General features: G+C 63.0%; 20 protein-coding genes. 9 read left to right on the top strand and 11 right to left on the bottom strand.

Features of this window, described 5'->3' with window-relative positions; genetic code table 11:
• Window positions 1–2: 2 nt before the first annotated feature.
• The 3 genes from AC0L3N_RS30775 to AC0L3N_RS30765 are packed head-to-tail and all read right to left on the bottom strand — an operon-like array spanning window position 3 to window position 2,643.
• Window positions 3–806, bottom strand: a complete 804-nt coding sequence (locus AC0L3N_RS30775) for an ABC transporter ATP-binding protein (RefSeq protein WP_473551340.1) — start codon at window positions 804–806, stop codon at window positions 3–5.
• 1 nt (window position 807) lies between these two features.
• Window positions 808–1,635 carry an ABC transporter permease gene (locus tag AC0L3N_RS30770; RefSeq protein WP_473551339.1) on the bottom strand — a complete coding sequence of 276 codons (828 nt, stop codon included), beginning with the start codon at window positions 1,633–1,635 and terminating at the stop codon, window positions 808–810.
• Window positions 1,636–1,647: 12 nt separating this feature from the next.
• Window positions 1,648–2,643 carry an ABC transporter substrate-binding protein gene (locus tag AC0L3N_RS30765; RefSeq protein WP_473551337.1) on the bottom strand — a complete coding sequence of 332 codons (996 nt, stop codon included), beginning with the start codon at window positions 2,641–2,643 and terminating at the stop codon, window positions 1,648–1,650.
• Window positions 2,644–2,820: 177 nt separating this feature from the next.
• On the opposite strand from AC0L3N_RS30765, the gene AC0L3N_RS30760 reads away from it, so the two are divergent.
• Window positions 2,821–3,513 (top strand): FadR/GntR family transcriptional regulator, encoded by a 693-nt coding sequence (locus tag AC0L3N_RS30760; protein WP_065010097.1) that lies wholly within the window; start codon window positions 2,821–2,823, stop codon window positions 3,511–3,513.
• A gap of 65 nt (window positions 3,514–3,578) precedes the next feature.
• Here the strand turns inward: AC0L3N_RS30760 and AC0L3N_RS30755 are convergent, their stop codons facing one another.
• From AC0L3N_RS30755 to AC0L3N_RS30725, 7 genes are all read right to left on the bottom strand, one after another.
• Window positions 3,579–5,006 (bottom strand): aldehyde dehydrogenase family protein, encoded by a 1,428-nt coding sequence (locus tag AC0L3N_RS30755; RefSeq protein WP_473551336.1) that lies wholly within the window; start codon window positions 5,004–5,006, stop codon window positions 3,579–3,581.
• A gap of 39 nt (window positions 5,007–5,045) precedes the next feature.
• Window positions 5,046–6,131, bottom strand: a complete 1,086-nt coding sequence (locus tag AC0L3N_RS30750; protein ID WP_473551334.1) for an ABC transporter ATP-binding protein — start codon at window positions 6,129–6,131, stop codon at window positions 5,046–5,048.
• Complete coding sequence (locus AC0L3N_RS30745) at window positions 6,121–6,729, bottom strand: helix-turn-helix domain-containing protein (protein ID WP_473551333.1); 609 nt, start codon at window positions 6,727–6,729, stop codon at window positions 6,121–6,123. Before AC0L3N_RS30745 ends, AC0L3N_RS30750 begins: the two co-directional genes overlap by 11 nt.
• 207 nt (window positions 6,730–6,936) lie before the next feature.
• Window positions 6,937–8,007, bottom strand: a complete 1,071-nt coding sequence (locus AC0L3N_RS30740; protein WP_473551331.1) for an ABC transporter substrate-binding protein — start codon at window positions 8,005–8,007, stop codon at window positions 6,937–6,939.
• Window positions 7,992–8,870 (bottom strand): ABC transporter permease, encoded by an 879-nt coding sequence (locus AC0L3N_RS30735; RefSeq protein ID WP_473551330.1) that lies wholly within the window; start codon window positions 8,868–8,870, stop codon window positions 7,992–7,994. The genes AC0L3N_RS30740 and AC0L3N_RS30735 overlap by 16 nt, the downstream gene beginning before the upstream one ends.
• On the bottom strand, window positions 8,867–9,754 hold the full coding sequence (locus AC0L3N_RS30730; protein ID WP_123146976.1) for an ABC transporter permease: 888 nt from the start codon (window positions 9,752–9,754) through the stop codon (window positions 8,867–8,869). The genes AC0L3N_RS30735 and AC0L3N_RS30730 overlap by 4 nt, the downstream gene beginning before the upstream one ends.
• A gap of 85 nt (window positions 9,755–9,839) precedes the next feature.
• A complete protein-coding gene (locus AC0L3N_RS30725; protein ID WP_473551328.1) occupies window positions 9,840–11,123 on the bottom strand; it encodes an NAD(P)/FAD-dependent oxidoreductase in 1,284 nt (427 codons plus the stop codon).
• Between the two features lie 264 nt (window positions 11,124–11,387).
• Between AC0L3N_RS30725 and AC0L3N_RS30720 the strand changes: the two genes are divergently transcribed.
• From AC0L3N_RS30720 to AC0L3N_RS30700, 5 genes are all read left to right on the top strand, one after another.
• Window positions 11,388–12,545, top strand: a complete 1,158-nt coding sequence (locus AC0L3N_RS30720) for a fumarylacetoacetate hydrolase family protein (protein WP_473551327.1) — start codon at window positions 11,388–11,390, stop codon at window positions 12,543–12,545.
• Between the two features lie 273 nt (window positions 12,546–12,818).
• A complete protein-coding gene (locus AC0L3N_RS30715) occupies window positions 12,819–13,751 on the top strand; it encodes a substrate-binding domain-containing protein (RefSeq protein WP_095491966.1) in 933 nt (310 codons plus the stop codon).
• 119 nt (window positions 13,752–13,870) lie between these two features.
• Window positions 13,871–14,857, top strand: a complete 987-nt coding sequence (locus tag AC0L3N_RS30710) for an ABC transporter permease (protein WP_123146974.1) — start codon at window positions 13,871–13,873, stop codon at window positions 14,855–14,857.
• A gap of 3 nt (window positions 14,858–14,860) precedes the next feature.
• Entirely contained in the window at window positions 14,861–15,655 is a 795-nt protein-coding gene (locus AC0L3N_RS30705; RefSeq protein ID WP_123146973.1) for an ATP-binding cassette domain-containing protein, read from the top strand.
• Between the two features lie 69 nt (window positions 15,656–15,724).
• Entirely contained in the window at window positions 15,725–16,747 is a 1,023-nt protein-coding gene (locus AC0L3N_RS30700) for a LacI family DNA-binding transcriptional regulator (RefSeq protein WP_123147462.1), read from the top strand.
• A gap of 541 nt (window positions 16,748–17,288) precedes the next feature.
• On the opposite strand, the gene AC0L3N_RS30695 is transcribed toward AC0L3N_RS30700, so the two are convergent.
• On the bottom strand, window positions 17,289–17,870 hold the full coding sequence (locus tag AC0L3N_RS30695; RefSeq protein ID WP_473551325.1) for a TetR/AcrR family transcriptional regulator: 582 nt from the start codon (window positions 17,868–17,870) through the stop codon (window positions 17,289–17,291).
• Window positions 17,871–18,129: 259 nt separating this feature from the next.
• Between AC0L3N_RS30695 and AC0L3N_RS30690 the strand changes: the two genes are divergently transcribed.
• Genes AC0L3N_RS30690 through AC0L3N_RS30680 form a run of 3 tightly spaced genes read left to right on the top strand, consistent with a single transcriptional unit; the run spans window position 18,130 to window position 22,731 of the window.
• On the top strand, window positions 18,130–18,387 hold the full coding sequence (locus tag AC0L3N_RS30690; RefSeq protein ID WP_473529520.1) for a hypothetical protein: 258 nt from the start codon (window positions 18,130–18,132) through the stop codon (window positions 18,385–18,387).
• Window positions 18,381–21,557, top strand: coding sequence for an efflux RND transporter permease subunit (locus tag AC0L3N_RS30685; protein WP_473551323.1), 3,177 nt, complete (start codon window positions 18,381–18,383; stop codon window positions 21,555–21,557). The genes AC0L3N_RS30690 and AC0L3N_RS30685 overlap by 7 nt, the downstream gene beginning before the upstream one ends.
• Window positions 21,558–21,573: 16 nt before the next feature.
• Window positions 21,574–22,731: an efflux RND transporter periplasmic adaptor subunit gene (locus AC0L3N_RS30680; protein WP_473551322.1), complete on the top strand. Its 1,158-nt coding sequence runs from the start codon at window positions 21,574–21,576 to the stop codon at window positions 22,729–22,731.
• Window positions 22,732–22,886: the final 155 nt, after the last annotated feature.

The following is a 22,886-nucleotide window of genomic DNA, read 5'->3' as shown; positions in this document are numbered from 1 at the left end:
GGTCACTCCACATACTGCTTCAGCCCCTGCCAGATCTCGTCGACGGTATCGAGATAGTGCCTGTCGCGATGAATGCGCTCCGGGTCGCCGGTGCGATCGATTTCCGGTTCGATGATCTGCGACACCCGGCCGGGTCTCGGTGACAGCAAGACGATGCGGTCGGAGATGTAGACCGCCTCCTCGATTGAGTGCGTCACGAAGATGAAGGTCTTGTTCTGGTTGGTGCGCAGCCGGATCAGGTCTTCCTGGAACTTCCGCCGGTTCTGCTCGTCGACGGCTGAAAACGGTTCATCGAGCAGCAGGACGTCGGCATCGACCGACAAGGCCCGCGCCAGGCCGACGCGCTGGCGCATGCCGCCCGACAGTTCGTGCGGGTATTTGTCCTCGAAGCCGGCGAGACCCACCTCGGCGATGTAGCGGCGCGCGATCTCCTCGCGCTCGGCCTTGTTGGTGCCGCGCAATTCCAGTCCGAAGGCGACGTTGCGTGTCACGGTCGCCCACGGCATCAGCGCAAAGTCCTGGAACACGAAAGCGCGTTCGGGGCCGGGTGCGCCGACGCGCTTGCCGTTGATCGCGACGGTGCCGCCATCGGCCCGTATTAGGCCAGCTATGATCTTCAACAGCGTCGTCTTTCCGCAACCGCTGGGTCCGAGAAGGCTGGTCAGCTTGCCCCTGGGAAAGTCGAGATCGATGCCGCGCAACGCCTCGACATTGCCGTAGGTCTTGGAAATTCCCCTCACTTCCACGATCGAATCGATTGGTGCGGGAACCGGCGACGGTCCATTTCGCAATGCGGTCGCGCCCATCTTAAGCACCTCTACTCTCGGGCCTGAAAACACGGACCTCCACCCACTGCAGAAAGACGAGCGTCAGGGTGGAAAGCGCGATGATCGAGGCAATTGTTGCGTACATCTCGGCGTAGTCTGCGCGCGAGCGATGGAAGGTGATGAGGTCGCCGATGCCGGTCGGGGTAATCAGCAGTTCGGCGAGCACCACGCCGACGAACCCGGCAGCGACGCCGAGGCGCAAGCCGGCAAAAATCACCGGGCTGGCGTCCGGAAGAATGATCTTGGTGACGGTTTGCCAGCGGGTGCCCAGGAACGATCGGCACATGACCAGCAGCGACTCGTTGACGTTGCGCACGGCCTTGTAGGTGTTGAGCACGATGACCGGCAGCGCCAGGATCATGACGGCGAGCGTCTTGGCGGTCATGCCTATTCCGTAGACGAACGTGACCATCGGAATGAAGGCGGCGACGGGCGCTGCCTGAAGCACGATGAACACAGGGATCACCAGCCATTCGCCGGTGCGCCACAGGCCACAGATCGTGCCGAGGCCGACACCGAGGAACGCCGACAGGACAATGCCAAGCACCAGCGGCTGCAGTGTCGAAAGGTAGGCGGTCGCCAGGCTGCCGTCGGCGAGCAGTCCGAAGAACGCGACGATCGTGTCGGAAAAAGTCGGGAAGGCGAAGCTGACGGGAATACGCCCGGCCACCTCCCAGATTCCCGCGAACAGGGCGATCGACACAAGCCTGAGCAGGATCGGCTGGTCCCACGATGCGCCCGTTGCACTGCGATTGGATGAGGAAGCGAGGCCGGCAGCCTCGCCGTCGGTTCTGATGCTTACGGCCATCCGGCAGGCCGCCTATTTCTTGCCGAGCTTGGCGACGGCGCGGTCGATTGCGGAGACATCCCAGAAGTCTTCGACCTTGAGGCTCGCGGGATCGCCTTCGATCTGGCCGGCAAGGCTGAAGAAGGCAAAGTCGTCTTTGGCCGCATCCGCTCCGCCGCCATTCAGGGCAAGGCTGCCGGCTTCCGCGGTTTCCTTGTAGTATTCGGTGATTTCGCTGTCCGCCTCCGCGCCGAGATCCGGCAGCAGTTTGTACTTGTTGCGGAACTCGACCGCGACAGTCGGGTTCGCGGTTATTTCCCGCGCGGTCTTCATCAGTTCCTCGACCAGGATGTCGACGTCAGCGGCGTTGTTCTTCAGATAGTCTGCGGTCGCGAAAAGCGCTTCGTCCGAGGCGCCGAGATCCTCGACCGGCAGAACGATGAACTTGCCGGGGGCTTCGGCCTCGAGCGCGCGCCGGTTGGCGGCATCGACGATCGACGCCTTGATGGTCCCCTGGAGCAGCGCATTGCGGCGAACCTCGGAACCCGGGACATAGCTGATGTTACCGAGCTTGATGCCGTGGTTTTTCGCCATCAGGAGCATGACCGCCTCGGTGCCGGAGCCGCGCGCCTGAACAGCGACTTCCTGCCCATCGAGATCCTTCCATTCCTTGTAGAATTCGCTGTTGACGACAGGGAAGAAGCGCAGCGTCGATATCTGCGCGAAAATCCGGATCGGCACGCCCACCTTCTGGATCAAAGTATAGGGCGCGCCGATGCCGACATCGGCCTGACCGCCGACAATGGCCTGGGCTGCCAGATCCTCGTCATTGAGAACAATGAGCTCGACATTCACGCCGCGTTCCTTGGCGCGCTCTATCGCGGCGAGCGTCTGGATGGATTCGATCCCGGGAAGGTCGCCGAATGCGATGCGCATGTCGCCCGCATTTGCGGCCGACAGGGGCAGTGCCCATGCCAGAGCCGCGGCAAAAGCGGTGGCAAGGATGGTACGTCTGGTCATGCTGGCCATTGTCATTCCTCCCGTTTTTTGTAACCATTATCTTAATTGGTTAAGGCTGTGGAGCGAATTGGTCAAGGAGAAACTGCACCGTGTCGGACTGGCGGGCCTGGAAAACTCGGCAGTTGACGGTTTCCGCTAATCGTTTTAACACCGACAAGGGAAATCATACGCGGATTGGTTAAATTGATGGACGATCCCGGTAATGGCGGCCACGCCGCCCTGGTTCAGCTTCAGGCTTATCTTGCCCAGATGGACCATGCCGGCGAGACACGGCTGCCTGCCGAGCGGGAACTGTCCGAGAGCCTCGGCGTATCGCGCGGCGATCTGCGCAAGGCGCTGGCAGTGCTCGAGAAGGACGGCCGCATCTGGCGTCACGTCGGCAGGGGCACCTTCGTCGGCAGTGGACCGGTCGAGGAGACGATCGGGATTTCGGAAATCGCCGGGCGCACGAATCCGGCCGACGTGATGCGCGCGCGCCTCATCATCGAGCCCGAGATTGCGCGCGAAGCGGCGCTGCACGCCACGCTTTCCGATATCGCCTCGATGCGGCAATCGCTGGTGCAGACGCGGGAAGCTGTCACATGGCGGCAATATGAGAACATCGACAATCTGCTCCACCGGCAGATTGCGCAGGCGAGCCGAAACAATGTGCTGCTCGGCCTGTTCGACGTCCTGAACGCTGTGCGCCGAACCGTAGTCTGGGGACGTCTTCGCTCAGAAGGCGCTCGCCCTCCGGCAGACCATCACAGCTTCGCCGACCATGAACGGATCGTCGAAGCGATCGCCGAGCGCGACCTTGGCGGCGCGGCGGCGGCGATGCGGCTGCATCTCCAACAGGTCGAGCGGCGCCTGATCCCTGTCCGCGAAGCCGCCGAATAGCTCGGATTGACCCGCTACAGCGCCGCGCGTCCTTCTTGGATGCGCGGCGCTGTTCGGGTTAAGCCCTACGCGCCGTAGCCGATGATGCCCTTGATCTCGAGGAAATCATGGATCGCCCAGTCGGCATATTCGCGGCCGTTGCCTGACTGCTTGTAACCGCCGAAGGGCGCGAACGTGTCCCATTCCGGATAGTTGATCGAGACTTGCCCGGCGCGAAGGCGACCGGCGATTTTTCGCGCGTGATCGATATCCCCGGACTGCACATAGGCGGCTAGGCCATAGACCGTGTCGTTGGCGATCCTCACCGCGTCGTCGTCGTCATCATAGGAGATGACCGAAAGCACCGGCCCAAAAATCTCCTCCTTCTCGATGGTCATGCCTGGCGTGACATGGCCAAAGACGGTCGGTCTGATGTAGTAGCCGCGGTTGAGGTGCTCCGGCCGGCCGGGTCCTCCGGTGACCAGCGTAGCACCCTCGGCGATGCCGGCCTCGATCAGCCGCTGGATCTTGTCGAACTGGATATTGCTGACCACCGGCCCGAGCTTGGTGTCTTCCGAGCGCGGATCGCCGACCTTGTGCGCCTCTGCCGCCTTCTTGGCGATCACCAGCGCCTCATCGTGGCGGGCGGCCGGCACCAGCATGCGCGTCGGCGCATCGCAGGACTGGCCGCTATTGCCGAAACAGGCGTTGACGCCCTTGCGCACGGCCGTCTCGAAGTCGGCATCGGGCAGCACGATGTTGGCCGACTTGCCGCCGAGTTCCTGCGCGACGCGCTTGACCGTCTCGGCCGCCGTCTTGGCGACGATGATGCCGGCCCGGGTCGAACCGGTGAACGAGACCATGTCGACGTCGGGATGGCCGGCCATGACCTGTCCGACGTCGGGACCGGTGCCGTTGACCATGTTGTAGACCCCCTTCGGCGTGCCGGCCGCTTCCATCACTTCCGAAAAGATGACGCCGCTGATCGGCGCGATCTCGGAAGGCTTCAGCACGACGGTGCAGCCGGCGGCGATCGCCGGCGCCACCTTGCAGACGATCTGGTTGAGCGGCCAGTTCCACGGCGTAATCAGCGCACAGACGCCGATCGGCTCCTTGACCACCATGGTGGTGCCGCGCTTCTCGCTGAATTCATAATCCTCCAGCGCTTTGATAGTGGCTTCCATATGCGCCCTGCCCGCCCAGGCCTGCGCTTCGCGCGCCCAGGTGATCGGCGCGCCCATCTCCTGGCTGACAGCCTGGGCGATGTCCTCGTAGCGCTCGTTGTAGACTTCGAGGATGCGCTTCAGCAGCTTCAGGCGATCGGCCTTGCTGGTTTGCGAAAAGGCCAGAAAGGCCGCCTTCGCCGCCGCCACGGCGCGATCCACATCGGCCTTCGAGCCGACGGAGATTTTCGTATAGGCCTCTTCGGTTGACGGGTCGATCACATCCAGCGTTACCGGCACCACGGGCGCGACCCATTTTCCGTCGATAAAGAAGTTCAGGTAATTGCTCATGGGTAGTGCTCCGGTTTTCTGGAAAGGACGGGGATCAGATTAGCCGGGTAGCATAGGGCAGTTAGCGCCGCGGCGCAGGCTGATATGCGCCACGTCGCCGACGCTGAATTGAAAACCTTCCGCCCGGCGTGGCGCATCGATCACCACTGGTACCCCCTGCCCCAATTCGGCGTGCAGGCGCAAGGTGCGACCGTGAAAGACGATGCTGCTCACCCGCACCGGCGCGGTGCCGGTCGCTGCTTCGGTCGTCGCCAAAAGATCCTCCGGACGCACTCCAATGGTTCGCACCGCACCTTCTCCCGGCGCTTCGCCGGTTTCCGACGTGGCTTCGAGCGGCAGGGCGCCGGCGGCGAAACGCAACCGATCGCCGTCACGGCCGACAAAGCGCGACTGCAGCAGGTTCATCGTGCCGATGAAACTGGCGACGAATTTGGTGGCGGGCCGGTCGTAGAGCGTGGCCGGCGGCGCAATCTGCTCGATGCGGCCCTTGTTCATGACGACGATACGATCGGAAATCGACAGCGCCTCGGTTTGGTCGTGGGTGACCAGGACGAAGGTAGTGCCGAGCCGCGACTGCAGCCGCTTCAATTCGACCTGCATCTGTTCGCGCAGATGCGCGTCGAGCGCCGACAGCGGCTCATCGAGCAACAGCACACGCGGTTCGCAGACAATCGCACGCGCAAGCGCGACGCGCTGGCGCTGGCCGCCCGACAATTCGGACACGCGGGCGCCGAGCTTCTCGGCAAGGCCGACCATGTCGAGCGCTTCGCCGACACGCTTTGCCTGTTGGGTGCCCGAAAGCTTGCGCAGCGACAGACCGAAGCCGACATTTTCGGCAACGTCCATGTGCGGAAACAGCGCATAGTCCTGGAACACGGTGTTGACCGGCCGGTCGAAGGGCCGCAGCGAAGTGATGTCTCGGCCTTCGAGCAGCACCCGCCCGCTCGACGGGCTTTCGAAACCGGCGATCACCCGCAGGCTAGTGGTCTTGCCGCAACCCGAGGGCCCGAGCAAGGTCAGGAACTCACCGCGGGCGATGTCGAGATCGACGGCGTCCAGCCCAACGATGCCGCCGGGAAACACCTTCGACACCGCATCCAGCCGGACGAGAGGATCAGGCGCCATCGCGAACCTCGGACGGCTTGGTCGTGTTGACCCAAAGGATCTGGCAGCGCTCGGTGCCCGGATTGCGGAAGGCATGCAGCAAGGTGCTTTTGAAGGCGAAGCTGTCGCCGGTCTTCAGCCCGTAGGTGGTTGAATCGATCACGAGTTCGACTTCGCCCGACAGGACGAAACCGAATTCGTGGCCGGGATGGGCGTAGGCTTCGACGGTGCCGCCGCCGACTTCCACCGTCACCAGCATGCCGGTGAGCGTAGCGGCCGGCGGCGACAGCAGCGCTTTGGCGATGCCTTCCGACTTCACCGGGATCTGCCGCCGACCGTTGGCGCGTACGCAATAGAGATCGTTGACGCCGTCGTTGCCGTCAGCAATCAGCGCCGAGGGCTCGATATCAAGCGCGGCGGCGAGAGGCCAGATCACCTTGACGCGAAGCGAGGACAGGCCGCGCTCGATCTGGCTGAGCGCCCCGATTGAAACGCCGGCCTTGGCGGCAAGCTCGGCCAGCGAAAGATTGCGTTCCAGCCTAAGCGCCCGCACACGCCGGCCGACCCGCACGTCAGCGTCGTCCTTCGGCTTTTCAGCCGTTTCGTTCAGCATGTCCATCTATTCCCGACCTCGTTTTCGGTATCCTGGAGCGGCGCTTCGCGGTTCTCCCTTCTCCCCTTGTGGGAGAAGGTGGATCGGCGCGCAGCGCCGAGACGGTTGAGGGGTGCTGGCCGGAGTGCGGTTGTGCCGAGCTGGAGCACCCCTCATCCGACCGAGCTCCGCTCGGCCACCTTCTCCCACAAAGGGGAGAAGGGAAGGCCAGGTTCAGCCGCCTGCCTTGACCTTCTCGAACATCTTGGCGAGTTCGTCATTCTGTTTCATCGGCCCGGTGAAGACGGTGGTCTTCAGCATCACTTCCGGATCGGACGGCAGTTGCAGCTTTTCCAGTTCCTCCTTCGGCACCGCGGCGAAGGCCGAGCTGTTTGAGCTGCCGTAACCATAGGCCTGAATCAGGTATTTTCCCGAACCCGTCTCCAGCCGGCTGTTGATGAAATCATAGGCGAGGTCGACATTCTTGGCGTCCTTGAGCATGACGAAGCCGCACGCCCAGGTCAGCATGCCTTCCCTAGGCTTCATGAACTCGACAGGCACGCCCTGCTTCTTCAGCGAGGTGGCCGACGCGTTCCAGGTCATTGCGGCGACCAACTGTCCACTCGCCAGCGCCTGTTCGACGGAGGTCATGTCGGTGGTGTAGTTGGAGAGCAGCGGGCGCTGCTCGCGCAGTTTTTCAGCCACCTTTTCCATCTGTTCCGGCGTCATGTCGAACGGATTGACGCCGGCAAGAAGCGCCGCCACCACCGGCGTATCGTGGACGGCGTCGATCGTCGCCATGCGCCCGGCATATTGCTTGTCCCACAGCAGGTTCCAGCTCGGTTCCGGATTCTTCACCAGATCGGTGCGGTAAAGGATCGAGGTGTTGCCCCAATCCCACGGCACCATCCAGACCTTGCCGTCGCCGGCCTGCAGGTCGGGCAGGTTCTTGAAGACCGGAAAGATCGAATCCCAGTTCTTGATGCGCTTGGTGTCGATCGGTTGCAGCAGGCCTTCCTTGTTCCAGCGCGCTACTTTGTCGTAGCAGGGATGCGCGACATCCGGGCGGAAACCGGCCTTGACCTTGGTGAAGGCGTCATCGTCGTCGCCGAACATCGAGGCCTCGACGCCATCGGGGTGTGCGGCGAGGAAGCTCTTGTTGAAGTCGGGAAGTTCGTAGCCCGACCAGGTGAAATATTGCAACTTGTCGGCCGCAAGCGCGACGGTCGACGAAAGCGCCAGCGCGAAGGCTGCCAATCCGGCTTGGACTGTCTTGCGATTTATCGATTTCAGGTCGAATGCCATTGCAGTTCTCCTCTTTCGGTTTCTTCTGGTTTGGACAGGTTGGCGGGCACCGGCCGCTGAGCGGCGGCGAGCCCGCGATGGCGCAGGATTTCGGCAATTGCCGCGATGACGAAGGACACGGCCAGGATGGCCGTGCCCAGCGCCATGACGGTCGGCAGCGATTTCGGGAAACGCAGCTGGCTCCAGATATAAAGCGGCAGCGTCGGTTCGGTGCCGGCGAGGAAGAAGGCGACGATGAACTCGTCGAAGGAGGTCAGGAAGGCCAGCATGAATGCTGATACAATGGCGGGCAGGCTGAGCGGCAGCATGACTCGCCTGAATGTCGTCCAGTCGGACGCGCCGAGATCGAGTGCCGCCTCGTGGATGGTCTTGGGGATAGCGGCGAAGCGGCTTTTCATGATCACCACCGTCGTCGGCAGCGCCACCAATATGTGGCCGAGCACGATGGCGGTGCGCGATGGACCGAAGCCAATGAGGTTGACCAGGATCAACAGCGAGATGCCGACGATGACGCCGGGAATCAGGATCGGCAGCCGCGCGATGGCGCTGATCGTGGAGGCAAGCGGCGAACGGCCGAAGAGATCCATGTAGGACACGGTGATGCCGCAGAGCGTGGCACCGGTGGCGGCAATTGCACCGATGACGAGGCTGTTGGCAAGCGCGCCGGACAGCGCCGAATTGCCGGACAGCGTCTTGTACCATTCAAACGTGAAGCCTTGCAGCGGAAACGCCGCCTGGATCGAATCGTTGAAGGAGAAAAGCGGAATCAGCAATACCGGCAAATACAGAAATACCAGGTAGACAAGGACGTAGGCGCCGAGCCAACTCCCACCTTTCTTAGCGTCTTTCCGCGCCGCGCTCATGTCCGGCTGCCAAATCTGCGGTCGGCGGAACGCACGACCAGCACCACGGCAAGGATGACCAGCATGACGGCAACGGCGAGTGCTGCGCCGAACGGCCAGTCATTTGCCTTGCCGAACTGGGCCTGGATCAGCGAGCCGATCATGGTGCTGGCAGGGCCGCCGACCAGCGCGGGGGTGACATAGTCGCCGACCGTCGGCACGAAGACGACGAGAGCCGCCGCCAGCACGCCCGGCATCGAGTTCGGCAGCACGACGCGGCGGAAGCTGGTGAACGGTCTGGCGCCGAGATCGGATGCGGCTTCGAGCAGCGATTTCGGGATCGTGTCCAGCGCCACATAGATGGGCAGGATGGCGAACGGCGCATAGGCGTGAGCCAGCGTGACGATGACGGCGGCCGGCGTGTTGAGAAACGCCAGTGTCGGTTCGGACCAGATGCCACTTTCGATGAGCGCCGAGTTCAGCACGCCATTGTAGGCAAGCACGATCTTCCAAGCGAAGACGCGCAAGAGATAGCTGGTCCAGAACGGCAGCGTCACCAGAAACAGCAGCAGCCCGCGCCGCCTTCCGGCATGGAAGGCCAGGTAGTAGGCGACGGGATAGGCGGTGACGACCGTGGCCAGCGTCACCAGGCCGGCAATGGCCAGCGAGCGCAGCGTTACCGTCCAGTACAGCGGGTCGGATGCCACGGTGATGAAATTCGCAAAAGTGAAACCGGCGCCCAGCAGCGAACCGTCATTGCCGCGAAGGGCGAGGAAAACCACGAGGCCGAGGGCAAACAGGATCAGGAAGAAGGTGACCAGCCCGCCCGGCAGCAGCATGGCCAACCGGAAACCCGTCGAGGACCTGGACTCCGGCAGCGGCTGCCTTGCAACGATGGTCGACATCAGGGTTGCCCATCGAAATTTGAAATCACTCAAGAATTTTTCAGAATCATGAAACTGTCAAGCTGATTCCTGCATCGGCATAAAATCAGCGCTCGAATGCATCCAGCATACGATACCAGGCGATCGTCGCGGCGACGCCGACCTGCCGAAAGACTTGGAATGGGATCGGCCGGATCGGCGAGACCGGGAACGGCATTTGCCTGGCGTCGCCGCTCGCCAGATAGCCGGCAATGCGCTCGCCAAGCGCGGTCATCAGGCCGACACCACGGCCCTGGCAGCCGACCGCGGCCATCAGGCCCTGCTCGGGCTCGTGGATATGCGGGAGGTGATCCGGCGTCATCGCCACCCGGCCAAACCAGCGCTTTTCAACGGCGACGCCGGATAGTGCGGGATAGAGCCGGAGCAGCGCGCGCTCGAGATGCGCCCAATCACTTTCGCTGGTCGGCAGCGCCATCCGGCCGCGCCCGCCGAGCACCAGCCGCCCGTCGGCACTCTTGCGGTAATAAACGAGGATGCGGCGTGAGTCCGATACTGCTTGCCCTTCCGGTAGAATCCCGGCCGCCAGATCGGGCGGCAGCGGTGCTGTCGCGATCTGGAAGGAGTGCAGCGGAACGATCGTCTCGGCGAGACCGGCGAGCAGGTCGCCGGTATAGGCGTTCGTCGCCAGAATGACCGCCTTCGCCTGCAATTCGGCGCCCTCCTCCGTCGAGATGCGCCAAAGGCCGGCGTTCTTATCGAGGCGCACCACCTTCTGGTGTTCGGCGATCTTCACGCCCGCGGCCGAGGCGATCCGTGCCAGTTCCGACGTGTAGGCAAGCGGATCAATCACGCCGGCGCGGCGGTCGAGCCAGCCGCCGAGATAGCCCTGCGCGCCAGTCAACGCGGCGATCTCGGTCTGGCTCAGAATCCGGACATCGGCGCCACGGTTCCGCCACTGCCGGTCCCTGTTCGCCACCGCCTTCAGCGCCGTCTCGGTATGCGCTGCCTGGATCCAGCCGTTACGGACGAACGGCACCGCCAGTTTCTCGTCGCGGATCAATTCGAAGACGGCGTCCGCCGTCGAGGCGGCAAAATTGACGAGGATCTCGCCGCGTTCGGAGCCAAAATGCTCCAGCAGCCATTCCGGATCATATTTCAGGCCGGGGATGACCTGACCGCCATTCAGGCCCGATGCGCCTTGGCCGATTTCGCCGGCTTCCAGCACCTGCACGGCAAGGCCGAACCGGGCTGCATGCAAGGCTGTCGACAGACCGAGAATCCCGCCACCAACAATGACGACATCGGCACGCTGGCCGCCGGGAAAAAGCGACCGGAACGCAGGGGCCGCCGGCGGCTTGTGCCAGATCGGATCGGAAAACGGTAGGGGCAAGGGGCACCTGAATGCAATTCGTCAAATGAAAATCCTAGTGACGATTTCATGATTTTGAAAGAGCGTTTGATCTCGGCATCAGCGGATTTAAGAGGATGGCGTCCGCCGATGCGAAATGCAGCGCAGGGCTCGACCGCGAGGAACGGGATAGACCTTTGGCGGGAATTTGTTGAAAGTGCCGCCGCCGCTGGCCAGGCTGTTTGTGAACCTGGTCCGGCAGCGATGACCGTCGCAGCAGAACAAGACAGCAGAGGACCGCAAGCCATGACGAACACCACTCTCCTACCCAACGAGGGCCTCTTCATCGGCCGCGCCCGGACAAGCGATACGCCCCATCCGCTGGTGGTCACGGTGCGCGACGGCAGGGTGTTCGACATCACGTCGAGCATGGCACCAACCGTGCGCGACGTCTGCGAGATGCCAGACCCAGCAGGGTACGTCCACGCGGCCGGGGGCGAACCGATCGGATCACTTGATGCGATCGCCGCCAACAGTTTCCAGGCCGCGCGCGATCCGCAAAAACCGTACCTGCTTTCTCCGGTCGACCTGCAGGCGGTCAAGGCGTCGGGCGTCACCTTCGTCGTCAGCCTGCTCGAACGGGTCATCGAGGAGCAGGCGCGTGGCTCCGCCGAAAAGGCGGACGCCATTCGCGCCGACATTGCCGGGCTGATCGGTCACGATCTGTCGAAGCTCAAGCCCGGCTCGCCGGAGGCGATGGAGATCAAGGCCAAGCTCATCCAGCGCGGCGCCTGGTCGCAATATCTGGAAGTGGGCATCGGCCCCGATGCCGAGATCTTCACCAAATGCCAGCCGATGGCGTCGGTCGGCTTCGGCGCTGATGTCGGCCTGCATCCGGTTTCCACCTGGAACAATCCGGAGCCGGAAATCACGATGATCGCCGCCAGCAGCGGCAAGATCGTCGGCGCGACGCTCGGCAACGACGTCAATCTGCGCGACGTCGAAGGGCGCTCGGCGCTGTTGCTCGGCAAGGCCAAGGACAACAATGCCTCGGCCGCGCTCGGCCCGTTCATCCGGCTGTTCGACGATAACTTTTCCATCGATGACGTGAAGCAGGCCATCGTGCGCCTGAAGGTCGAGGGCGAGGACGGTTTCTCGCTGGAGGGCGCCAGCTCGATGGCCGAGATCAGCCGCTCGCCGGAAGAGCTGGTCGCGGCCGCCATGGGTCCGCATCACCAATATCCGGACGGGCTGGCGCTCTATCTCGGCACCATGTTCGTGCCGTCGAAGGATCGCGGCGAAAAGGGCAAGGGCTTCACGCACAAGGTCGGCGACATCGTCACCATCTCATCGGAGAAATTCGGCGCCTTGGTCAACCGGGTGCGGCTGTCACCCGACTGTCCCCACTGGACCTACGGTGCCAGCCATCTGATGCGCGACCTCGCCAGGGCCGATCTTATCTAGGTTCCCGCCCCGACTGCGACGGAGATGTCCCGGCCTGGTGCTCGAATTGAGGATCCGCCTGCCTGGAAAATATCAGCCAAACTGATGCAATCTGATGGGACTACTGATGGCGCCTTCTCGCGCGCCAACTACCACTGGCAAATGGAGGCTTGCCATATGTCGAAAAAGCGGATGCTCTGATGCATCCAGATCGGCGCTGGCAAGAAATACGATCAGGGTTTGCCGTGATCGTCGTCGGAGGTGGAGGAAGTTTTCAAAATGGGAGGAAATCAAATGCTGACAAGGCTACGACTATTTGTATTCGGCTTGATCGTGGCGCTGGCCATCCCAGCGGCGGCACAGGCCAAGACCTTCTACTGGATTTCGCATGGCGGCCCGGCCGATCCGGTCTGGACCTACTTCCTCGCCGGCGCCAAGCAATGGGCGACGGACACCGGCAACACCGTCAACACCTCGTTCCACAATGGCGACGTGTCGTCCCAGCAGGAGGCTGTTCGCGCGGCCATCGCCGCCAAAGCGGACGGCATCACCACCACCAGCCCCGACCCGGGCAGCCTTATCGAGCTCGCTAAGGAAGCACGGGCGGCAAACATCCCGATCATCAATTTCAACACCCCCGATCCGAAGGCGGACTTCAACGCCTATGTTGGCGGCGACAACGTCACCTTCGGCAAGAACTGGGCGCAGTATCTGGTCGACAAGGGCCTGGTGAAGAAGGGCGATTTCGTCTGGATGCCGGTCGAAATCCCGGGCGCCACCTATGGCGTCCAGGAAGAAGAAGGCATCAAGAGCGTCTTCGAGCCACTCGGCATCACTTATGAAATCACCGAAGCCACGCTCGATCAGGCCGAAGCGATCAACCGCATGGTCGACTACCTCACCGCCAACAGGGCCAAGGTCAAGGCGATCATCGGTCTCGGCGACCTGGTGACCGGCTCGATCAAGCGGGTGTTCGACCAAGCCGGCATCAAGCCGGGCGAAATCCCGGTCGTCGGCTGGGGCAACTCGCTCGACACCACCCAGGAGGTGCTGACCGGCTACGTCAATGCCGCACAATGGCAGGATCCGCAGGCGACCAGCTATGTGGCGCTTTCGATCGCCAACATGGCTGCCAGCGGCATTCCGCCCGGCTTCGACGTGATCACCGGCGCACTCTACGAAAAGGACACCGCACAGGTCTACGACGACATCCTGTCCGGAAAATAAAACTGCGATCGGGATGGTCGCGGCACGCCTGCCGCGGTCATCCCTATCATTCCGCCGAGCCTCGAACCGCCGCATGCGGCGCCGGGCTTGGCCAGTTCCAACCATGTCGCGGGTCCAACGTGGAAAACAGCTCCATCATCCAACGCTCGATCGCCAGGCCGGAATTCGGGCCCTTCGTTCTGCTTGTCGTCGAGCTCGCGGTGTTCTGGGGGTTCAACCACGACTTCCTGTCGCCGCAGAACATCAGCAACATACTCGCCTTCACGGTCGAGCTCGGCCTGATCGCACTGGCGATGACGCTGTTGATGACTTCAGGCGAATTCGACCTCTCGGTCGGATCGCTGTTCGGTTTCTCGCCCGTCTTGATGTGGACGCTCTTCAACAGCGGCCTCACCTCTCTGGAAGCCGGCTTTATCGTGGCCTTGCTGGTTGCCGCCTTCATCGGGCTGGTCAATGGCTGGTTCGTGACGCAACTCAAGATTCCATCCTTCCTGGTGACGCTCGGCATGCTGCTGGTGGTGCGCGGCACCGCTCTGTTCGTCACCAGCGGATTTCCGCAACGCACCTGGAGCGCCGAAGGCAGCTGGCTCGCCGAGGCGCTGGTCGGTGATTTCTTCATCGGGCCGTTCCGCATCTACATGTCGCTGTTCTGGTTCATCGCAGCCGCGATCGCACTCGGTTACGTGCTGACACAGAGCCGGACCGGCAACTGGATCCAGGCGGCCGGCGGCAACCCCAATGCGGCAAGGGCGCGCGGCGTCAATGTCAGCGGCGTCAAGATCGGCCTGTTCATCCTGTCGTCGATCATGGCTTCGCTTGCCGGCGTCATCAGTTCGCTGCGCACCTCGGCGGCCAACCCGAACAGCGGCACCGGCTACGAGCTCGAAGTCATCGCCATGGTGGTGATCGGCGGCACGGCGCTGACCGGCGGACGCGGCACCATCATCGGAACCGTGCTTGGCATCCTGATCCTGCGCGTGATGCGCAACGGCATCGTGCTGATCGGCGTGCCGGGCCTTGCCTACAACATCTTCATCGGCGCGATCATCCTCGGCATGATGGCGCTCCACTCATGGCTGGAACGCCGGCATCAGGCGGGGACTTGAACCATGGCCGAACCGCTTGTCCGCATGGAAAACATCCGCAAGTCCTACGGGCGCGTGCAGGCGCTGGTAGACGCCAATTTCCATGTCAATGAAAGGGAGATCGTCGGTCTGCTCGGCGACAATGGCGCCGGCAAGTCGACGCTGATCAAGGTGCTGTCGGGTGCGGTTCCGCTGACCAGCGGCGACATCTTCATCCGCGGCAAGAAGGTAGACTTCCGCAGCACCAGCGACGCCATCGCCCACGGCATCGAGACGATCTACCAGGACTCGGCACTGGTCACGCAATTGTCGATCGCGCGCAACCTGTTCCTCGGGCGCGAGCCGATCAAGCCGCCGCGTTTCCTCAACCGTATGGACCAGGAGGCGATGAACGTGGTCGCCCGCGATCTGCTCAAGCAGGTCGGAATCTCGAAGAACATTCCGCCAACCACGCCGATCGGCTCGCTCTCCGGCGGCGAGCGGCAGGCGGTGGCGATCGCGCGCGCCATGCATTTCGACAGCGACCTCATCATCCTCGACGAGCCGACCAACAATCTCGGCGTCGCCGAGACGCAAGGTGTGCTGAGCTTCGTGCGCAGCGCCCGCGATTCGGGCCATTCCTGCATCTTCATCGCCCACAATATCCATCACGTCTTCCAGGTGGTCGACCGCATCGTCGTCATGCGCCGCGGCAAGGTGGTCGCCGATGACATCGATCCGAAGAACACCAGCGTCACTGAGGTCGAACGGATTATCACCGGCATGTCCGACGAGGAGATCCGCGACGCCATCGTTCAGGGGAAGCAATCGCAGGGCTGAGTGGCCAGTTGGAAGCCGGGTTGGCCGTATCTCTGGTACAGGATCACATCCGCTCCTATGACTGCGACAATGAAAGCCACCGTTGCGGACATCGCCAGAAGCTGCGGGCTGTCGACCGCAACGGTCGACCGGGTGTTGAACAACCGGCCAGGCGCCAGCGCCGCCAACCGGCACCGGGTGATGGAGGCGGCCAAGCAGCTTGGCTATTTGCCGGTCGTGGATCAGGTCGTGTTGCCCTCGCGGCCGGCGCATCTCGAGTTCTTCCTGCCGATCGGCTCCAATGCCTTCATGATGGATCTGGCAAATCATATCGAGGATTATGCGGCACGCCTGCCGCTTGTCGCCTCCTGCCGCATCCACAAGCTCGCCGGGATCTCGCCGAACGCGTTGCAGGCGGCCGTCGAAAACCTCTCGCTCAAGGCAAACGGCGTCGGCGCCATCGCGATCGATCATCCGAGAACGCGCAACATCCTGCGCGAGATCGTCGAGGCCGGCATCCGCCTGGTCACGCTGGTGTCGGACGTTCCGGGCGCACCGCGATCGGCCTATGTCGGCATCGACAACCGTGTCGCCGGGCGCACCGCAGCCCTTTTGATGGGACGTTTCCTGGGCGGGCGTCCGGGCCATCTGGCAATGATCGTCGGCTCACGCTCTTATCGCGGGCATGAGGAACGCGAAATGGGCTTTCGCTCCGTGCTCAGCGAGGAGTTCCCCAATTTGACCGTGACCAGCGCCGTCGAGATCAACGACGAGCCTGATATCAGCTATACGGCAACGATGAAGGCGCTGCACAATGAGCCGGAGCTGCTCGGCATCTATTGCGTCGGCGCCGGACGTTCTGGCGTGGCGAAAGCGCTGCTGGAAGCCAAGCCGCAAAGGAAGCCGGTGTTCATTTGTCACGACTTGACAAGGGCGACACGCGGCTATCTCGTCGACGATCTGCTCGACGTGGTGATCGACCAGAATGCACGGCTGATCGCCGAGCAATCGGTCATTCGCCTGCTCGGCTCGATTGCTTCCTCGGCGCCCTATCTGACGCGGAAATTCATCGAACCGCGCCTGATCTTCAAGGAAAACGTCCCGGTGCAGTGACGCCGCGCTCCAGACCGACATCGCGAATTTTGAGACGACGCCGCAAATCTGCACACCAGCTATGCAACTTTTGTGGTTGCCGAATCATTAAGCAACCCATATATGTTGCGTGTCGGCCATCTACTCCTCCCAGATGCGATGCCGACGCTGAGTGCGGCGCACCCTCCTCCCGTGCCGTATTCGACATCAAGCCCGCTGCCACCTCCTCCCGGCAGCGGGCTTTTTTTGTTCCGGCTCCGGATGAGCGCCGGGGGCTGTCACCAGGGTTGATGCCGACAGCATGTTGGCCCGCAAAGGTGCGAGCGGTAGGGCAAGTTGCAGCCGTGATCAGCAGATCCGACGAATCCCGTCACACTTGTCACTCTCACCAATTCGCTATCGGTCCTATCCTGCTGATCAACAAGCAACAGGTAGTGCCGGGAATGGTGCGGCGACGGACCGCAAAGGAGAAGCGCGATGACGGTCCATCCGAACGGACAAAAGAGCAGTCGGCGGCGCGGCTCGCAATGAACACGCCACCGATCTTTCGCCGCTTGCGAGACTATCTGGCCCTGAACGAGGTGATCAAGCCTTCCGCCATGCGGACGAACTGCGCGCTCGGGCCTTCGGCGCCGACGCTTTGCAGGCTGACGCGGGCGCCCTCGAGCAGCAGCGACAGTGTATCGGCGAGAAGCTCAGCCTGGCCGATGCCGGCATCCCGACACAGGCCGACCAGACGGTCGCGCTGGGCCTGCTTGAGTTCCTTGATCACCCGACGGGCCGGATGGTCGGTCTCGCTCAACTCGATGGCGGCGTTCGCCATGTCGCAACCGCGGCCGTCCATCATCAGGCAGTCGGCTGCCATCCGAACCCAGGCGTGCAGTTGCGCAAGCTTGTCGCCCGGGTGCTCGGCCTCGAACTTTTGCCACATCGCGTTGGCGCTGCATGCGGTCGCCCGCAGGCACTCGATGACCAGATCGTCCTTGGACTCGAAATGACGGTAGAGCGTCATCTTGTTGGTACCGGCGGCCTCAGTGATCGCGTCGACGCCGACGCCCTTGATGCCATGCTTGTGGAACATATCCCGTGCCGTCTCCAGGATGCGATCCCGGGGGCGGATGCGTTCCGCAGTACAGTCTTCCATCAAAACCTCCTTGGTTTCCGGGGTTTCCGAAAAATCCCTCGGTACACCTCTTGACTAGGGTGTTACCGGTCTGTAACTTCTAGATGTTACTTACTGGTAACACCCCCATTGCCTCGTGTCAATCTCGCAGGCGCCTGTGAATAGCCTCCGCCGAATCGGCCCAGGCATGAAACTGCGCCCCAGGCGACTTTGGCCGCGAACAGGAAGACCACCCGATCTGCGGCGTACGCCGCAGATCGCCAAGCCAGGAGCCGCTACGATGTCGCAGCGCAAGGATTTGACGATCGACGAAGTTGTGAAGGATCCGATGATCCGGATGCTGATGAAGGCCGACCGTGTCGACCCGCGCTCTTTCGAGACAATGCTGCGTACCCTTGCGGATACGCAAGGCCGCAGCCGCAAGGCGACGCCTCGTTTCCTGGAAGACCCGGGGCAAAGCCGCAGCCGACGGCTGTCCAGAGTGGCCAAGGCCTTTGGCCAGGCGAGAGCATCGGGCGAGGCGTACGTGTCATGGTAAACTTCTTCATCCACCGACCGATCTTCGCATCGTCGATCGCCATCATCATGGTGCTCGCCGGGGCGATCTGCTATTTCCTGCTGCCTGTCTCGCAGTTTCCCGACATCACGCCGCCTCAGGTCGTGGTCAGCGCCAACTACCCGGGCGCCAGTGCGCAAGTCGTGGCCGACACCGTCACGACGCCGCTTGAACAGCAGATCAACGGCGTTCAAGGCATGACCTATATGTCGTCGTCGAGCTCCAATGACGGCTCGTCGACGATCACCGTTACCTTCGAGGTCGGCTATCCCCTGAGCACCGCCGCCGTCGATGTCCAGAACCGCGTCTCACAGGCGGCGTCCTCGCTGCCGGCCATCGTCAACCAAGGCGGCGTGACGATCAAGAAGCAGAACCCGAACTTCGTCCTGATCGTCAATCTCACCTCGCCCGACGGCTCCGTCGATCCGGTCGCGCTCAGCAACCTCGCCTACCTGCAAGTGGTCGACCCGCTGAAGCGCCTGCCCGGCGTCGGCGACGTGCAGATCTTCGGCGAGCGGCGCTATTCGATGCGCGTATGGCTCGATCCCGACAAGCTCGCCAATCTCGGCATCACCGCCGTCGATGTCCAAAACGCCATCGCCGAGCAGAATGTCCAAGTCGCGGCCGGCAAGATCGGACAGTCACCGGCGCCGGCCGGCACCGCTTTCGAAATGCAGGTCAACGCCGTCGGCCGACTGAGCGATCCCAAGGAATTCGGCGACATCATCGTGCGCGCCGATGCCGCGAACGGTTCGCTGGTGCGGTTGCGCGACGTTGCGCGCATCGAACTCGGCGCCCTGCAATATTCGTCGTCGGCGTTCTTCGGCGAGGACCCGACCGTGGTGCTCGCGGTCTACCAGATGCCGGGCTCGAACGCGCTCGATCTGCAGCAGCGCGTCAAGGACAAGATGCAGGAACTGTCGGCCCGTTTCCCCAAGGGCGTCAGCTACGCCATGCACTACGATACGACACGTTTCGTTTCGGCATCGATGCACGACGTGCTGGTCACGCTCGGCGAGGCGCTGGTCCTGGTTGTCGCGGTGGTGTTCATCTTCCTGCAGAGCTGGCGCACCACGATCATCCCGACGATTGCGATTCCCGTGTCGCTGGTGGCCACGCTCGTCGTCATGTACATGTTCGGCTTCTCGCTGAACATGCTCAGCCTGCTCGGCATGGTGCTGGCGATCGGCCTCGTCGTCGATGACGCGATCGTCGTCGTCGAGAATGTCGAGCGCCAGCTGGAGGCCGGCCTCAAACCGCTGGCTGCCACGCGCGCGGCGATGGCCGAGGTCACCGGCCCGATCATCGCCACGACCGCCGTGCTGATGGCCGTGTTCGTGCCGGTCGCCTTCATACCCGGCGTTTCCGGCCGGCTCTACAACCAGTTTGCGCTGACCGTGGCGATCTCCTTCGGCATCTCCGCCTTCGTCTCGCTGACGCTCACTCCGGCGCTCAGCGCCGCCTTCCTGCGCCACCGCCCGGCAACGCAGTTCGTGCTGTTCCGCTGGTTCAACACTGGCTTCGAACGGCTGTCGCATGCCTATGCCCATGGTGTGCGCTTCCTCATTCGCCTGCGCTGGATCATGCTCGGCATATTCGCGGCCGGGCTTGTCGCGACCTATTTCGTCTGGCAGCGCCTGCCCTCGACCTTCCTTCCGGTCGAGGACCAGGGCTATTTCTTCGTGGTCATCCAGTTGCCGGATGGGGCGTCGCTGGAACGCACCGACGCGGTGGCGCGGAAGGCACGCGACATCCTGCAGAACACGCCCGGTGTCGACATCGTGGGCTCGATCAGCGGCTTGAACTTCCTCACCAGTGCGGCCCAGTCGAACTCGGCGGTGGAATTCGCCATCCTGAAACCATGGGACGAACGCGGCCCTGACCAGAGCGCCTCGAAGCTCGTTGCCGACGTGCGCTCGAAGCTCATGGAACTTCCGGAAGCGTTCGCGCTGAGCTTCGATCCGCCTTCGATTCCGGGCATCGGCACGACCGGCGGCTTTGAATTCCAGGTGGAGGACCTGACCGGTCGCGGCAGCGCTGCGCTCAACGACGCGACGCAAGCCGTGCTCGCCGAAGCGCGCAAGCAGCCCGAACTCAACCCGCAGCAATTGTTCTCGTCGTTCTCGACCTCGACGCCGCAGTTCAACTACGACCTCGACCGCAATAAGGCGAAGCTGCTCGGCCTCAGCCTGCCTGACGTGTTCAACACGCTGCAGATCTATCTCGGCTCGCTCTATGTGAACGATTTCAACCTGTTCGGTCGCACCTTCCGGGTGACGATCCAGGCCGACAAGGATGCGCGTGCGGGTGCTGCCGACATTTCGCGGCTCTATGTGCGCAATGCCTCCCGCGGCATGGTGCCGTTGAGCACGCTCGGCAAGCTGGTGCCTATCGTCGGCCCGGAAACCGTCCCGCATTACAACAACAATGCGTCGGCCCTGATCAACGGCGGTGCCGCACCGGGCTTCTCCTCAGGCCAGGCGGTCGTCGCGATGGAACGTGCCGCCGCCACGGCACTGCCGAAGGATTTCGGCTACGAATGGACAGGGATCACCTATCAGGAGCTCAAGGCCGGATCGATCGCCTCGATTGTCTTCGGTCTCGCCATGGTCTTCGTCTTCCTGATCCTCGCCGCGCAATATGAGAGCTGGGCCATGCCTTTCATGGTCCTGCTCGCGGTGCCGCTTGCGCTGTTCGGTGCGTTTGTCGCCCTGTTGATGCGCGGCATGCAGATCGACGTCTATTCGCAGATCGGCTTCGTCATGCTGATCGGGCTGGCGGCGAAGAACGCCATTCTGATCGTCGAGTTTGCCCGGCGCCGGCGCGAGGAAGGCCTCAGCATCGTCGACGCCGCAATGGAAGCGGCGCGCCTGCGGCTGCGGCCCATCCTGATGACCGCTTTCGCATTCATCCTCGGTGTGCTGCCGCTGATGTTCTCCACAGGTGCTGGTGCAGCGAGCCGCCAGTCGATCGGCACCACCGTCTTTGGCGGCATGGTCGCGGCGACGATCCTGTCGCTGGTGTTCGTGCCGGTCTTCTATGCGGTTATCGAGCAGCTGCGCGAGCGTGGCAGCAAGAGCGAACCCGTTGCCGAACCGACCGAACCAACTGCCGAACCCGCTTTCGAGCGATTGGCCGAAGCGGCCGAATAGGATTGGAGAATTGATCATGCGTAAATGGAAAATTGCGTTGGGAGCAGCCGTCGCCGTTGGGGCGATCTCGGTGGCGAGCGTTCACTTGCTCGACATGGGCGATTTCGGCCTTAATGCCGGTACGGCAGGGGCGGCAACACCTGAACCCGCGGCGGCGTTTGTCATGCCGGTGCCGGTGGTGAGCGTCGTCAAGAAAACGATCCCGATCTATCTCGACTATGCCGCCCGCACCGAGCCGATCCGCAGCATCACGCTGCAGGCGCGCGTGCCGGGGTATCTGCAGGAGCAGGTCGCGCCCGACGGCAGCGACGTCAAGAAGGGCGACCTTCTCTACAAGATCGCTCCAGAGGATTTCCAGGCTGCCCTTGAACAGGCGAAGGCTCAGGTCCAGCGCGACGAAGCAACGCTCGACTATGCCCGTTCCAACCTCGGTCGCGGCACCGAACTCGCCAAGAGCGGATACATCGCCAAGGATGCGTTCGACCAGCGCACCAGCAGCTTGCGTGAGGCCCAGGCCTCGCTCGCCGTCAACCAGGCGGCTGTGCGGACCGCCGAGCTCAATCTGAGCTATTCGGAAATCAAGGCGCCGTTCGCCGGGCGCGTCGGCCGCAACCAGGCCTCGGTCGGAACGCTGGTCAGCGTCGCCGGTACGGTGCTCAACACACTGGTGCAGCTCGACCCGATCTATGTCACCTTCAATCCGAGCGAAACGGATCTGGTGCAGATCGAGGAAGCCCGCGAGGCGGGGCCTATCGATGTCGACGTCCTGCTTCCCGGCGATACGGAACCGCGCCACAAAGGTCAGCTCACCTTCATCGACAACACGGTCGATCGTTCGACCGGCACCATCACCGCACGGGCGACGATCGGCAACGCCAAGTTCACGCTGCTGCCGGGCCAATATGTTCGTGTGAGACTGCACATCAAGCAGCAGCCCGATGCACTGATGGTGCCGCAGACGGCGTTGGGATCGAGCCAGCTCGGCAAGTACCTCTACGTCGTCGGCAAGGACAATACCGTCGACCAGCGCATCGTTTCGCTCGGGCCGACCAATGGTGATCTGGTGGCTATCTCGAGCGGCGTAGCGGAAGGCGACCAGGTGATTACAGGCAATCTGCAGAAGATCGGCCCGGGAATGCCCGTCTCGCCACTGCCACAGAAACCGGCCACCTGATACCCCCCCCATCAGGCCCGGTCCAGCGGCGGGGGGGGGGGGGGGGGGGGGGGGGGGGGGGGGGGGGGGGGGGGGGGGGGGGGGGGGGGGAGGGCGGCCGGGCGGGGGGGGGGGGGGGGGGGGGGGGGGGGGGGGGGGGGGGGCGGGCGGGGCGG

Source organism: Mesorhizobium sp. WSM4807 (assembly GCF_055811615.1).
This window is presented reverse-complemented; position numbering and strand designations above follow the sequence as displayed.

Coding starts and splice junctions, on each gene's coding strand:
- AC0L3N_RS30690 (WP_473529520.1), top strand. CDS start 18,130: ATGTCGCAGCGCAAGGATTTGACGATCGACGAAGTTGTGAAGGATCCG.
- AC0L3N_RS30695 (WP_473551325.1), bottom strand. CDS start 17,870: ATGGAAGACTGTACTGCGGAACGCATCCGCCCCCGGGATCGCATCCTG.
- AC0L3N_RS30765 (WP_473551337.1), bottom strand. CDS start 2,643: ATGGCCAGCATGACCAGACGTACCATCCTTGCCACCGCTTTTGCCGCG.
- AC0L3N_RS30700 (WP_123147462.1), top strand. CDS start 15,725: ATGAAAGCCACCGTTGCGGACATCGCCAGAAGCTGCGGGCTGTCGACC.
- AC0L3N_RS30685 (WP_473551323.1), top strand. CDS start 18,381: ATGGTAAACTTCTTCATCCACCGACCGATCTTCGCATCGTCGATCGCC.
- AC0L3N_RS30715 (WP_095491966.1), top strand. CDS start 12,819: ATGCTGACAAGGCTACGACTATTTGTATTCGGCTTGATCGTGGCGCTG.
- AC0L3N_RS30750 (WP_473551334.1), bottom strand. CDS start 6,131: ATGGCGCCTGATCCTCTCGTCCGGCTGGATGCGGTGTCGAAGGTGTTT.
- AC0L3N_RS30745 (WP_473551333.1), bottom strand. CDS start 6,729: ATGGACATGCTGAACGAAACGGCTGAAAAGCCGAAGGACGACGCTGAC.
- AC0L3N_RS30760 (WP_065010097.1), top strand. CDS start 2,821: ATGGACGATCCCGGTAATGGCGGCCACGCCGCCCTGGTTCAGCTTCAG.
- AC0L3N_RS30720 (WP_473551327.1), top strand. CDS start 11,388: ATGACGAACACCACTCTCCTACCCAACGAGGGCCTCTTCATCGGCCGC.
- AC0L3N_RS30735 (WP_473551330.1), bottom strand. CDS start 8,870: ATGAGCGCGGCGCGGAAAGACGCTAAGAAAGGTGGGAGTTGGCTCGGC.
- AC0L3N_RS30730 (WP_123146976.1), bottom strand. CDS start 9,754: ATGTCGACCATCGTTGCAAGGCAGCCGCTGCCGGAGTCCAGGTCCTCG.
- AC0L3N_RS30770 (WP_473551339.1), bottom strand. CDS start 1,635: ATGGCCGTAAGCATCAGAACCGACGGCGAGGCTGCCGGCCTCGCTTCC.
- AC0L3N_RS30775 (WP_473551340.1), bottom strand. CDS start 806: ATGGGCGCGACCGCATTGCGAAATGGACCGTCGCCGGTTCCCGCACCA.
- AC0L3N_RS30705 (WP_123146973.1), top strand. CDS start 14,861: ATGGCCGAACCGCTTGTCCGCATGGAAAACATCCGCAAGTCCTACGGG.
- AC0L3N_RS30740 (WP_473551331.1), bottom strand. CDS start 8,007: ATGGCATTCGACCTGAAATCGATAAATCGCAAGACAGTCCAAGCCGGA.
- AC0L3N_RS30680 (WP_473551322.1), top strand. CDS start 21,574: ATGCGTAAATGGAAAATTGCGTTGGGAGCAGCCGTCGCCGTTGGGGCG.
- AC0L3N_RS30755 (WP_473551336.1), bottom strand. CDS start 5,006: ATGAGCAATTACCTGAACTTCTTTATCGACGGAAAATGGGTCGCGCCC.